Here is a 12700-nt window from a genome sequence, read left to right as displayed (position 1 = left end):
TGGCCCACTCCATCGGCGCCACCGTCGACATCCACGACCAACCAACACCAGCCACAACCTAAACCCGACCACCAACTTGACCTGCAACGTCACCACACTTACGTCTCAGCCGGAGAAATACAAAACGGGGGGTGAGGTACCGGCGGCTCGGCGAGCTCGGCCGCCGGTCTGGGTGCTGGCAGCGCGGCAGTCTCGGGGGTGCGCATTCTGGGCTGGCGGGTGCGGACGGCTCCGACTACCAAGACAGACACCGGCGGCTACCGGATTGACCTCGCCGCCAAAGCCGATGCTGCGGACAGCAAGGCCAGCCGGGGATATCAGTCGCGGTTGGTTGTTGTGGCACGGCCTCACCGCACCCGGGCATGTCCCCGACCAATCGACCACCGGCCCGCCGCCAAGGCCTCACCGGCAGCCGCATCGCCGACCCGCGTTGTCGGACCCTTCGATTGCCATTCTTCCGGTTGGTTTTCGGTTCGTTCCCCTCGGTCGCGTCGGCAGGGCTTCGCCTACAGTGCCGGTGGCCGGGGGTCAAGTTCGCGCTGCACAAAACCGCAGGTCACACACCCAACCGCAGCGCGCGGACTTTACCCCCGGACACCGGTGCTGTACCCATCGGGCTGACGACGCGGCCGTGGGGAACGAACCGCACCACCCCACAAACCGCCGCCGCTGAGACTGGCTCGGCCACCCTAGGGAACCGCGCTAGTTTCCCTGAGGTTGTCGAGGCCCGCCGGAGGCCCGGCTCTTCATCGCAGCTCTTGACCTTGACTTTGCTGTTGATCTTGCCCTTGCCCGGATTTGCTGGAGTGGAAGAGGCCTGAGGTGCGGCGGGGTTGTGAACGCGGGAACCGGCAGCCGACAAGCAAACCCGCCGCCCCGGACCCCGAACCGGCTCAACTATGACCGAAGGCCGTAAAAAGCTTGTAAAACCCACAGCTCAACCGCAGCCCGACCCTCCCAACAAACCCCAACCGACAACAGATCTCTCGTCGCCGAGCCGCCGCGCACTCACGTCGCGAACTGGCGCAACCCGCCTTGCCGCAGGCTGAAAGCGTGCTCGGCATCGGCATCGGCATCGGCATCAGCCGCAGTCGACGAGTTCGAGCGCGCGGGCGGGTGTCGGTTCCAGCGCCGGTGCCGGTTCGGGTGCCTGCTGCCCGCGCTTGCCGCGTGTGGACAGCCAGGAACCCGCCACCACGAGCACGAATCCGGCCAGCGCACTCGGCCGCAGCGGCTCGTGCAGCACGGACGCGCCCAGGAGCACGGCGACCACGGGATCGACGTAGTTGATCAGGGACGCGCGGCCGGCGCCCGCCTCGGCGATCAGGCGGTAGAAGGCGAGGAACGCGGCGGCCGTGCACAGCAGTCCGAGCACGGCCACCGATCCCAGCGCGGCGGAGGTGGGCGTGTGGTGCGGCCGGGTGGCGATCGCGAGCGGCAGTAGGATCAGGGTATTGATGGTCATGGTCGAGGCGACGACGCCCAGCGGCGGCACGTCGGAGAGCTTGCGCTTGACCAGCAACGCGGCCGCGCTGTAGCCGAGGGTCGCGAGCAGGACCAGCCCCACGCCCAGCCACCGGTGCCGGTCGCCGCTGGCGTCGAAGCCGACGACCGCCGCGACCCCGGCCAGGCCGACCGCCAGCCCCAGCGCCCGCCCGCCGGTCGCCTTCTCCGAGGCGTCCGATCCGCCCATCGCCATCAGCGCGATCATCACCGGCTGGGTCGCGATCAGCAGGGCGGTGAGCGAGGAGGGGATGTGCGTCTCGCCGTAGGTGATCAGCAGGAACGGGCCGGTGATGTGGGTGAGGGTGAGCACGACGATCGTGCCCCGGCGCTCGCGCAGCGGCCGCAGCGCCCCGCGCCGTAGCGCGATCGGGAGCAGTATCGCCGCCGCGATGGCGGTCCGCGCGGTCACGACCACCGGCGGCGCGAGGTCGCCGACGGCCACCTTGATGAACAGATACGGGATCCCCCACAGCAGACTGACCAGGGCGAACAGGAACCAGGCACGACGAGTCATGGCCACAGCATGGGCGCGCTACAGTCATCAGCAGAAGTACCGACTTACTGAAAGGGCGGTAAGAAACGCTAATGGTGGATGTCCGACGGCTTGAGATCCTGCGCGAGGTCGCGCGCCGGGGCAGCTTCGCGAAAGCGGCGGCCGCGCTCACCTTGACCCCCTCGGCCGTCTCCCAGCAGATCGCCGCCCTGGAACGGTCGCTCGGCCTGCCCGTCGTGGAGCGCAGCCCGCGCGGCGTCCGGCTGACCGAGCCGGGCCGGATCATGGTGGACGCCGCCGAGGCCGTGACCGGCGAGCTCCGAGACGCCCAGGCGCGCATCGACCACCTGGTCCGCGGGGCCACCGGGTCGCTGTCCGTCGCGGCGTTCACCACCGGCGGCCAGCTTCTGCTGCCCGACGCGCTGGCCCGGCTGCTGTCCGCGCACCCCGGCATCGATCTGACGGTTCAAGAAGCCGACGCCGTGGAAGGCATCGCCCTGGTCCGCGACGGTAAAGCAGACCTCGCGATCGCTTATCACTACGGCGAGGGCGAGCCCGACGGCGCCTCGGTGACCTGGAGCCCGTTGACCCGCGATCCGCTCTTCGTCGTCCTGCCCGCCGGGCATCCGCTCGCCGACCGCCCGGACCTGGACTTCACCGACCTGGCCGGCCAGAGCTGGGTCCTGGGCTGCCACTCCACCGCCGTCGTGCTCGAACGCCACGCGGCGCTGGCCGGGCACCTGCCGAACATCGTCTGCCGGTCCAGCGACTTCGTGTTCGCGCAGTCGCTGGTCGCCGCGGGCGTCGGAATCAGCCTCGTGCCGCGGTTGGCGCTGGCATCCTCGGCCCGGGACCCACTGCGCGGCGGGGAGCTGGTCGCGGTCGCTGTGCGCAGCCCGGCGCCGGTGCGGCACATCGGCGCGGTGACCGCTCGGCGCCGGTGGCCCCAGCCGCTGGTCGCCGAGGTGCTGCGCTCACTTCGGGAGTTCGCCGCCGGGCTGGACGAGGACGGACGCGCCTACGTCGCGGCGGGCTTGCGCAACTGACTGAGCGCTTCGGAATAGCGCCGCAGTTCGCCCAGAAGTGCGTGCACGCTTCGTTCCCTGCGTTCGCCCGGAACCAGCAGGCCGTCAGAGTCCACGACTTCGCGCAGCGGCAGCGTCACGACGTCCGGCAGCGGGGTCATCCCCAGCGCGATGGCGACCGGCGTGATCATCTCGACGGCGCGCAGCCCCGCCGAGGACATGCCGTAACTGATGTAGCCGACCGGTTTGCCGGCCCATTCCGAGTACAGGGTGTCCAGCGCGTTCTTCAGCGGCGCGGTGATCCCGCGGTTGTACTCGGCGGCCAGGATCAGGAAGGCGTCGGCCGCGTCCACGGTCGCGCTCCAGCGGCGCGTGTGTTCGTGGATGTACGCGCTCTCAGAGGGGTGATCGGGTTCGTCCAGGAACGGCAAGCCGATCTCGGCCAGATCGGCCAGCGCGACGTCGAATCCCGCCTGTTCGCGAGCCAGGCCCAGGGCCCAGTCGGCGACGGCGGTCCCGGTCCGGCCCGGACGGGTCGTGCTGGTGATGATGAGCAGGCGGGGCATCGTGGCCTCCGGTGGTGTCGGAACGGGTGGTGTCGAAGCGGGTGATGAAGAACTGGGCGAGCGGGCCGATGGCGGCGGCGAAGACCACCGTCCCGACGCCGACGGTCCCGCCCAGCAGCCAGCCGGCGGCGATCACCGCGACCTCGATCGCGGTGCGGGTCCGGCGCAGCGAGGCGCCGGTCCGGGCGGCCAGGCCGGTCATCAGGCCGTCGCGGGGACCAGGTCCCAGGCCGGCGCCGACGTAGAGCCCGGTGGCGACGCCGTTCAGCACGATGCCGACCCCGAGCAGCGCGGCGCGCGGGGCCAGAGCGTGGACCGGCGGCAGGACGCCGAGGGTGGCGTCCGCGGCCAGGCCGACCAGCACGACGTTGCTCGCCGTGCCGAACCCGGGCCGCTGCCGCAGCGGGATCCAGGCCAGGAGCACCGCCGCCCCGACGATGATCACGATCCGGCCCAGCGGCAGGCCGGTGTGCCGGGCCAGGCCCTGGTGCAGCACGTCCCAGGAGGCCAGGCCCAGCCCCGACCGGACCATCAGGGCGGTACTGGCGCCGAACAGGACGAGCCCGACGAAGAGCTGGACCAGTCGGCGCGGCAGGGGAGCCGGTGCGGATGCCGGCATCACGGATCTCCCTTCGATCGGCAATTGGTGACGTGTCAACAGGTGACGTGTCACCAAGTCTGCGCCGATGATCGGTGACATGTCAACCACAGCGCTAAGCTGGGCCCGTGCCCACGACGAAGCCCCGCTGGCTGGATGATGACGAGATGCGCGCCTGGCTGGCCTACCGCCGCATGCGCCTGCTGCTCAGCGCCGAGATCAACCGCGATCTGGCCCGTGACTCAGGCCTTTCGGAGGCTGACTACGACGTCCTGTCGAACCTGACCACCGCCCCGACCACCGCCGGCGCCGCCGACCGCCGCCGCCTCAGCGAACTCGCCGCCCACATGCAGTGGTCGAAGAGCCGGCTGTCGCACCACATCACGCGCATGGAACAGCGCGGTCTGGTGCGCCGTGAGGAGGTCGACGGCGACGCTCGCGGCTCGTTCGTGGTGCTGACCGCGCAGGGCCGCCGAACCATCGAGCGGGCCGCGCCGCACCACGTGCATTCGGTGCGCCGGCACCTGATCGACCGCCTGAGCCCGGAGCAGATCAGGGTGCTGGGGGAGATCGGCGATGTGGTGCTGGGGCCGCTGGAGGGCGAGGGTGAGGGGATCCCAGAAAACTGATCCCAAGACTGATCCCAGAAAACTGATCCCAAGACTGATCCCAGAAGGCTGATCTCAGAAAACCGACGCCCCGGGGCGCCTACGTCGACCGGCTCCCGGGTTCACGAAGCGCCGTCGACATCGCGATGGCCAGCAACGGCACGCAGGCCAGCGTGACGAACGCGCCGCGCGGACCGTAGTGGTCCGCGACCAGCCCGAGCAGCGGCATGAACAGCCCGCCGGCGCTCATCGCGAGCCCGAGCGTCACGCCGGCCGCGGTGCCCGGGCGGCTGGGCAGGTAGTCCTGGCCGAGCTTGATGAGGACGGCGAACGGGATGTTGGAGATCAGCCCGGTCAGCATCGCCAGCGGGAGCGCGCCGTACTTGTTGTCGCAGGCGAGCAGCAGGAACAGGCCCGGGAGCATGGCGGCGTTGCCGAACTGGACGGTGCGGACCATGCCGAACCGGTCGGCGATGCGCCCGCCGAGCAGGGTGCCCAGCACGCCGCCGCCGAGTTCGAGGGTCAGGGCCGTGCCGCCCAGAGCGCTGCTCGCGCCGAGGTGCTTGATCCAGTAGAGCGAGATGAACGTGTTCTGCCCGGTCGAGATCGTGGAGCGGACGATCTCCACGGCGGTCAGGGCGGCGAAGAGCTTGACGTGGTCGACGCCGTGGTGCTGGACCCGGGTGCCCGCGGCGTATGCGGTGCGGTGCTGATGGCGCAGCAGGATGAAGCCCATGAGCACCGCCGGCGGGATGAACAGCGCGGTCGCGCCGATCCCGAGGCCGTCCAGCGCCGGCGTCACCAGTGCCGGGCCCACGAAGAAGCCGACGCTGCCCCCGGCCGCGAAGTAGCTCATCGCCGTGGCGCTGCCCCCCGCCGCGCGGCGGGCGTCGCGGCCGGCCGGCGGGTGGAACATCGCGATGCCGATCCCGGCCAGCAGCAGCATCGCGAACACCAGCGGGTAGCTGGGGAACAGCCCGGACAGCCCGGCCCCGATCCCGGCCAGGCTCATCCCCAGCGGCGACATCCACCGCAGCCGCCGCCGGTCGGCCAGGATGCCGATCGCCACCTGCGGCAGCGCGCTGCCGAACGTGGTGGCCAGCGCGAGCCCGGAGGCCTGGACGTAGCTGAAGTGCCGGGCCAGCACGAAGTACGGGACCGCGGCGGGCACCAGGCCCTGGTAGAAGTCGTCGACCGCGTGCGCGGCCGCCCAGATCCGCATCCGGTGCCAGTGGCCTGGGACGGCGTCCGGCTCGGTGGCGGGGTCGGCTGCTCGGGTCGTCGTCACCCCTCCACGATCGCCGATGGCGGCCGGGGTGCGCTTCCCGTATTCTGCCGAGTGATGTCGCAGATCCGCCACGACCCGGTAGCCAAGACCGGTACCCAGTACCGCGAGGGCGGGGACGTCATCGACCGGCACCGCCATGACGACCACCAGCTGATCTACGTCAGCTCCGGCGTCCTCGCGATCGGCACCGAACACGGGTCCTGGGTCGCCGCCAACGACCGCGCGGTCTGGGTGCCCGCGAACACCTGGCACGAGCACCGGTTCCACGGCCAGAGCCGGTTCCACACCATCGGTTTCCCGGCCGGGGGCCCGGCTCCGCTGCCGGACGCCGGCACCCCGACGGTGATCGCCGTGGACGCGCTGCTGCGCGAACTGCTCATCGCGCTGACCGGCGCCACCCTCACCCCGAGCGAGACCCGCCACATCCACGCGGTGCTGCGCGATCGGCTTCGCCGGGTCGAAGCACAGCCGGTCTCCCTTCCGGCGGCGCGCGATCAGCGGCTCAAGGACGCCTGCCGCCTCGTCGAGGACGACCTGCGGCACCCGCGCACCCTCGCTTGGCTGGCCAACCGGGTGCACACCGGCGAGCGGACGCTGTCGCGGCTGTTCCGCGACGAGTTCGGCATGACCTATCCGCAGTGGCGTACCCGGACCCGGGTCTTCGCCGCGATGGTGCTGCTGGCCGAGGACGCCAGCGTCACCGACACCGCGCACGCCTGCGGGTGGGCCACGACCAGCGCGTTCGTCGACACCTTCGCCCACATGACGGGCACCACCCCCGGGGCCTACCGGAGTAGTGCACAGCGGGCCAAGGAAGGCTGAGTCCGAAGCTGCCACGGCGATAGCACGGAACTGCCACGTTGATGCCACGCTCCTTCGGCATGGTCTTGGTGACGACCTCCGGGAAGGGAACAAGACCATGACAAATCTCTCGCTCGCTCAGCCGCTGCGCCGCCGCCTGGCCGCGACCGTCGTCGGCGTTCTCGCCGTCGGTGCCAGCACGATGGTGGCCGAGGCGCCGGCGCACGCCGCGACTTCGAGCATCTGCGGATACACGAACGCCCAGCCGCAGCTGTATGTCGGCAGCCAGGGCATCGCGGTGTACCAGGCCCAGTGTGAGATCGACGTCGCCTACGCGTTCGGCCACTCCACCAACTACGGCAGCGGCTCGTACAACGGCATCGTCGAGGACGGCGACTTCGGCTCGGCCACCGAGGCCGCGCTCAAGAACTTCCAGATCCACTGCATGCACGTCACCAACCCCGACGGCATCATCGGCCCGAACACCTGGACCGCGCTCGACGACCAGGTCTCCTCCGGCAAGTTCTGCTGAACCGAACCGATCTGCTGAACCGAACCGATAGGGGCGCTCCGATCAACACCGACGGGGCGCCTCCTTGGGTTTCCGCTAGCCCTTGACGGCGACGGCAGTCCGAGCCCGGCGCACGCGGTTCCCGGCGTCGGGGTGCAGTCGCAGGGCCGTGCCGGTCACGCACACCGAGACCACGGCCAGGATGAGGAACGCGACGGTGTAAGCGGTCCGCGCGTCGGGCGTTCCCGGCAGCAGGTGCCCGAGGGGTCCGCCGGCCCGCAGCGCGATGGCGCTGACGGCGATGGCCAGTCCGGCGGCGAGCTGGTTGGCTGTGGCGCTGATGGAGTTCGCGTCGCGCATCTGCTCCGGTGGCACGTCGCTGAACGCGACGGTGGTGAACGCGGTCAGCGCCACCGAGCGGGCGACGCCGCTGACCAGGACCAGGGTGCAGGTGAGGACGATCGGCGTGCCGGCCGTGAGCAGCCCGGCGGCGGCCATCGTCAGCGCCATCACCAGGGTGGAGGCGACCAGCACCGGCCGGAAGCCGAACCGGTTGAGCAGCGGCGTGGTGCTCGGCTTGATGCCGATGTTGCCCACGAAGATGAACAGCACGACCGCCCCGGACTTGACGGCACTCCAGCCGAAGACGTTCTGGAACAGCAGCGGCAGCAGGAACGGGCCCGCGCCGACGACGATCCAGAACAGCGAACCGCCGCCGACCGACGCCCGCAGCGTGGGGATTCGCAGGACTCGCAGATTCACCAGCGGCGCCGTGGCCCGCAGCAGGTGCCGGGCGGCGGCGGTGAGCAGCCCGACCGACACCAGCGTGGTGGCGATGGCGGCGGTCCAGGAGATGTCGGTGTCGGAGAACAGGTGCGCGGCGTAGGTGAGCCCGCCCAGCCCGGCACAGGTGAGGACGACGCCGATCCAGTCCAGGCGCGGCGGGGCCGTGGTGGGCGTGGCCTCGATGAGGCGCCACCCGATGCCGAACGCGATGACGCCGAGCGGGATGTTGATCCCGAACAGCCACGGCCAGGACGCGTACGTGGTGATGAGCCCGCCGGCCAGCGGCGCCAGAACGGGGGCCATGAGCCCGGGCCACACGATGTAGGACATGAGCCGCATCAGGTCGGACTTCTCGGCCCCGCCCAGCACGATCAGCCGCCCGACCGGCACCATCATCGCCCCGCCCAGGCCTTGCAGAACCCGCATCGCGATCAGGAACGGCAGCGTGGTGCTCAGCGCGCAGCCGAGCGAGGCGAGCGTGAAGACGGCGATGGCGGCGAGGAAGACCCGCCGGGTGCCCCACTTTTGGGTGAGCCAGCCGCTGAGCGGTATGAGCGCGGCGAAGGTGAGCAGGAACGAGGTGATGACCAGACCGACGGCGGCGGAGCTGACGTGCAGGGAGCGGGCCATCTGCGGGGCGGCGGTGGTGACGATGGTGCCGTCCAGCATCTCCATGAAGAAGCAGCCGGCGACCAGCAGGGCTTTGTTGCGGTGGGGCTTGTCGATCATGAGTGGTGCCTTCTTCGCGGGACGGTGAGACTTTTAGAGTAGACGATGCGTTGCGTCTACGGAATTCCGGGTCGGCCGGTGAGCGCGCGATCCTTGACACGGAAGCCCCCCGTGTCCAAACTGGCGATAGGTTACCGCTGGTAACCCGGACGGTTCCGGTCGACGAACCGGATGCGAGGGGATGGGACCATGGCGCGCGGGACACTCGACCGTGAGCAGGTGGCGGAACGGTTGCTGGACGCCTCCGCCAAGCACTCCTTCGATCCGGTGCACGAGGTCGACTGGGAGCAGCCGCAGCCCCCGGACCTGTTCTACGCGGTGCCCGAGCACGTCTCGCTGTACGGGACGCCGCTGTGGGAGCGGATGACGCCGGAGCAGCGGGTCGAGCTCAGCAAGCAGGAGATCGTCAACATCATGTCGATGGGGATCTGGTTCGAGACCATCCTCATGCGGATGCTGCTGAAGATGGCCTATGAGCGGCACCGGCCGGAGTCCCGGCACGTGCAGTACGCGTACACCGAGGTCGGCGACGAGTGCCGGCACTCGCTGATGTTCATCCGGATGATCGAGAAGGTCGGCGCCCGGCCCTACGGACGTCCCGGCTACCTGAACACGCTGGGCCGCTACGTCCCGGTGCTGTTGCAGGGCGCGCCGATGTGGGTGGGCACGCTCATGGGCGAGGAGATCGTCGACGTGATGCAGCGCGAGATGATCCGGGACGAGCGGGTGCAGCCGCTGGTGCGTGAGGTGTCGAAGATCCACGTGATCGAGGAGACCCGGCACGTGAACTACGCGCGCGAGGCGCTGACCCGCCGGATGGCACGCGCCGGCCGGCTGGAGCGCGAGCACGCCCGGCTGGTCGCCGCCGAGAGCGCGGTGGTGGTCGGCGAGTTCATGGCGAACCCGGCTGTGTACCAGCGGGTCGGGATCGCCGATCCGGTGGCGGCACGCCGGATGGCGAAGGGGAATCCGCATCACTTGGAGGTGAAGCGGCGCGCGGCGGCGAAGGTGGTGCCGTTCTTCGAGGAGCTGGGGCTGATGGGCGGGCCGACGCTGAAGCGGTGGCGGCGGTCTGGGTTCGTGGCCTGATTTCGTGTAGATAGCTGCTATTGCGGCGTGAGTACGATCCACACCTGGCCCGGGTGGAACGGCATCGGCTGGCCGTTGAAGGTGAAGCTGGTCGGGCTGGCGTCGTTCGGCCGGGACCAGGTGCCGGCGTATGAGTCGCCGTCGCGCAGCACTTCGGCCTGGCCGCTTCCCACGGTCGGGGCGTAGGGCGAGAGCTGGTCGGGGACGTCGTGGAAACCTCGCGGCGAGGTCGTCTCGGCGACCTTCTGCAGCACGATCGTCGGCGCACCGAGCGGGCCGCCGTCGGTGGTGGACGCGGTCTTGCCGTCGAGGTCGATCAGGTACTCGCCCTTGCCCGCGTCCCAGGTGAAGGTGAACGAGGCCGAGGGCATGCGCGCGGTGGCGGTCGCGGTCGGCACGCCGCCGGCCGGCGCGGCCCCGAACCGGAAGCCGATGTCCTTTGCGGCGGCGGTGTTCGGGAAGTCGGCCAGGACCTTGGTCGGGTTCAGGTACTCGTTGTAGGGCGCGATGCGTGAGTCGTCGCGGGAGTAGGCGGCGGCGTCCTGGTCGGGGCTGGTGTTGAAGATGTCCGCGGACGCCAGTACCGGTAGGAACACGCTCAGGGCGCCGGAGTAGGCGAAGTCGACCTTGCCGTACTGTTCGAGGATCGGCAGGTCGCTCTCGCGGGCGCTGCGTACCGGGCCGATCTTGCCGCCGGCCGGCAGGTGGTTGGCGTCGTAGACGGCCAGGAAGCGCGACAGGCCCCCTTCGACTTCGATGGCGTAGACGACGTCGGCGGCGGCCAGGCCGGTCTGCGGCCGGGCGTAGACGATGTTGTCGATCTTGACCGCGAGGACCTTCCCGGCCGGTCCCGGCAGACCGGTGAGCGGCGAGACGTCGCTCGGCGACCCGCCTGGCGTCGAGGTCGGGGACGTCACCGGCGGGGTGCTCGGCGCGGCGGCCGGCTTGTTGTGGCTGTGGCCGCAGGCGGCGGTGACCGACAGGGCGGCGGCGCAGCAGGTCAGGGCGGCTGTGGCGCGGGCACGGGATCGCATGGGTCGGTGCTCCTCCCCGGTGGTGCTTCGCACGGAGCGACGATTGTCCGTTTACCCGATTTGGTCTGGTCGATGCGAAATCCGGTGGGACGCCTGAGGAGCCCGCCGCGTGGATTCTGGCGGCTATCGCCAGTCGACAGTCAGCCGGACGTGCTCCCTGACCGCGATCAGGTCGGCGGCGGGCGTCGGTGTGTCAGGGATCGGTTTGTCGGGGATCGGCGCGTCGATGGGCCACGCGGTGATGACCGGGCCGGCCCCTTGCCGGTGGTCGCGGTCCCACACCGCTGTGCTCGCCGCCAGGTCGGAGGCGAGGGCCGCGGCGTCCGGGCCGAAGGCGTGCGCGCCGAGCTCGATGCGGCCGTCCGGGAGTGGGCGCGCGGTGAGGTACGCGAACGCGGTCGGGGTGGCGATGGCCGGCGTGCCCGTGGCCAGGGCCGGTTTGAGCGCTTCGGTATCTGGCGCGTGGACGTTGAGTTGGCAGTAGCCGGGGAAGACAGTCGCGAGCCACAGCGGCAGCGTGTCCCACGGCTCCCAGCGCCACACGTGCACGCCGGACCAGCGCTCCGCGCGCGGGCCCTCCAGCAGCGCTTCGACCTGCGCGGCGCCGGGAATGGCCCGGAGGTCGTCGACGTCGACGCTGAGGTCGCCGTCGTCGAGGTCGTACCCGGCGTCCGGATGACTGCCGGCGCCCTGCATCTTGACGAAGCCGCACAGCCGCGTGGACCGGCTGACCAACCGGTCGCCCTCCCGATCCAGAGCGATGGACCGAGTCATGCCCCGCAGCAGGAGCGGCACGACGATGCGCCCGTGCGGCGTCAATTGCGCACGCCATGCCGGCGGCAGATCCCACGCCTCGACCGTCACCACGATCCGGTCATACGGCGCATGCGCCGGCACGCCGGCCTCCGCATCAGCGACGACCACACGCACGTCGCCATAACCGGCCGCGTCCAGGCACCGCCGAGCCCGCTCCGCCACCTGCCGATCGATGTCGACGGACGTCACCTCCCCACCGGCCCCCACCAACTCGGCCATCAGCGCCGCGTTATAACCACCCGAACCAACCTCCAACACCCGCATCCCAGCCCGGATATCGGCCTGCTCCAACATGATCGCCTGAATATCCGGCGCACTCACCGAACTCGTTGGCACCCCCCACCGGTCACGCTTCACGAACACAACCTGATTCGCGTAAGCGACGCCCAACGCCAACCCCGGCGTGAACAGGTGCCGCGGCACCACCCGCACAGCCGCCGCCACCTCCGCTGTGGTGACGGCGCCCTCGGCGATGAGGCGATCCGCGAGCGCCGCCCGGTAGGCGGCAGCCTCGGCGGAGTCGGCCGATTCGCGAGCAGGATCAGCGCCCAAGCCCGAGCCGGTGCCGGTGCCGGGCTCATCTCCGGAGCCCGAGCCAATGCCCGCGTCCGCGCCAGCCCCTGCGTCGGCGCCCGAGCCTGCCCGCGCTCCATCGCCGCCCCGCGCTCTACCCCCAACCCTGTCATCGGACCCGTCCGCACCACCCGTCGCCACCCGACGCACCTCCTCGCATCAGCCTTCTTCCCCCGCCGCGTACAGCGAATAAGCCTTTTCATACCGCGTTCCCTCCTCCGGGTGCTGCGGGAGCGCGGGGTGGGGGCGGCAGCCGGCGTGGGCGATGGTGCGGATG

At 70.5% G+C, this 12700-nt stretch carries 11 protein-coding genes and 1 pseudogene; 5 read left to right on the top strand and 7 right to left on the bottom strand.

Features of this window, described 5'->3' with window-relative positions; all coding sequences use genetic code 11:
• Positions 1 to 1081 precede the first annotated feature (1081 nt).
• Positions 1082 to 2020, bottom strand: coding sequence for a DMT family transporter (locus tag IZR01_RS42780; RefSeq protein WP_194927165.1), 939 nt, complete (start codon positions 2018 to 2020; stop codon positions 1082 to 1084).
• A gap of 71 nt (positions 2021 to 2091) precedes the next feature.
• Here IZR01_RS42780 and IZR01_RS42775 point away from each other — a divergent pair, with 71 nt between their 5' ends.
• Entirely contained in the window at positions 2092 to 3045 is a 954-nt protein-coding gene (locus tag IZR01_RS42775; protein WP_194927164.1) for a LysR family transcriptional regulator, read from the top strand.
• Here the strand turns inward: IZR01_RS42775 and IZR01_RS42770 are convergent.
• Both IZR01_RS42770 and yczE read right to left on the bottom strand, forming a co-directional pair.
• A complete protein-coding gene (locus IZR01_RS42770) occupies positions 3018 to 3590 on the bottom strand; it encodes an NADPH-dependent FMN reductase (protein WP_194927163.1) in 573 nt (190 codons plus the stop codon). The genes IZR01_RS42775 and IZR01_RS42770 overlap by 28 nt on opposite strands.
• Positions 3591 to 3621: 31 nt before the next feature.
• Positions 3622 to 4209: pseudogene (yczE, locus tag IZR01_RS54570) on the bottom strand (membrane protein YczE); the annotation flags it as partial.
• 107 nt (positions 4210 to 4316) lie between these two features.
• Here yczE and IZR01_RS42765 point away from each other — a divergent pair.
• Entirely contained in the window at positions 4317 to 4817 is a 501-nt protein-coding gene (locus IZR01_RS42765) for a MarR family winged helix-turn-helix transcriptional regulator (RefSeq protein WP_323746645.1), read from the top strand.
• 79 nt (positions 4818 to 4896) lie between these two features.
• On the opposite strand, the gene IZR01_RS53835 is transcribed toward IZR01_RS42765, so the two are convergent.
• Positions 4897 to 6018, bottom strand: coding sequence for an MFS transporter (locus tag IZR01_RS53835; protein WP_194898393.1), 1122 nt, complete (start codon positions 6016 to 6018; stop codon positions 4897 to 4899).
• 120 nt (positions 6019 to 6138) lie between these two features.
• On the opposite strand from IZR01_RS53835, the gene IZR01_RS42755 reads away from it, so the two are divergent.
• A complete protein-coding gene (locus tag IZR01_RS42755) occupies positions 6139 to 6906 on the top strand; it encodes an AraC family transcriptional regulator (RefSeq protein ID WP_194898386.1) in 768 nt (255 codons plus the stop codon).
• 97 nt (positions 6907 to 7003) lie between these two features.
• Complete coding sequence (locus IZR01_RS42750; protein ID WP_194898387.1) at positions 7004 to 7417, top strand: peptidoglycan-binding domain-containing protein; 414 nt, start codon at positions 7004 to 7006, stop codon at positions 7415 to 7417.
• A gap of 75 nt (positions 7418 to 7492) precedes the next feature.
• On the opposite strand, the gene IZR01_RS42745 is transcribed toward IZR01_RS42750, so the two are convergent.
• A complete protein-coding gene (locus IZR01_RS42745) occupies positions 7493 to 8911 on the bottom strand; it encodes an MFS transporter (protein ID WP_194927162.1) in 1419 nt (472 codons plus the stop codon).
• Between the two features lie 189 nt (positions 8912 to 9100).
• Here IZR01_RS42745 and IZR01_RS42740 point away from each other — a divergent pair, with 189 nt between their 5' ends.
• On the top strand, positions 9101 to 10000 hold the full coding sequence (locus IZR01_RS42740) for an AurF N-oxygenase family protein (protein ID WP_194898389.1): 900 nt from the start codon (positions 9101 to 9103) through the stop codon (positions 9998 to 10000).
• A gap of 17 nt (positions 10001 to 10017) precedes the next feature.
• Here IZR01_RS42740 and IZR01_RS42735 read toward each other — a convergent pair whose 3' ends face one another.
• Together IZR01_RS42735 and fxlM are read right to left on the bottom strand one after the other, a co-directional pair.
• Positions 10018 to 11034, bottom strand: coding sequence for a DUF3048 domain-containing protein (locus IZR01_RS42735; protein ID WP_194927161.1), 1017 nt, complete (start codon positions 11032 to 11034; stop codon positions 10018 to 10020).
• A gap of 123 nt (positions 11035 to 11157) precedes the next feature.
• A complete protein-coding gene (gene fxlM, locus IZR01_RS42730; RefSeq protein ID WP_323747256.1) occupies positions 11158 to 12564 on the bottom strand; it encodes a methyltransferase, FxLD system in 1407 nt (468 codons plus the stop codon).
• Positions 12565 to 12700: the final 136 nt, after the last annotated feature.

It is taken from the genome of Catenulispora pinisilvae (assembly GCF_015356865.1).
Classification (GTDB): domain Bacteria; phylum Actinomycetota; class Actinomycetes; order Streptomycetales; family Catenulisporaceae; genus Catenulispora; species Catenulispora pinisilvae.
Note: the sequence above shows the minus strand (reverse complement) of the source record. Positions and strands in the feature narration are given on the sequence as shown.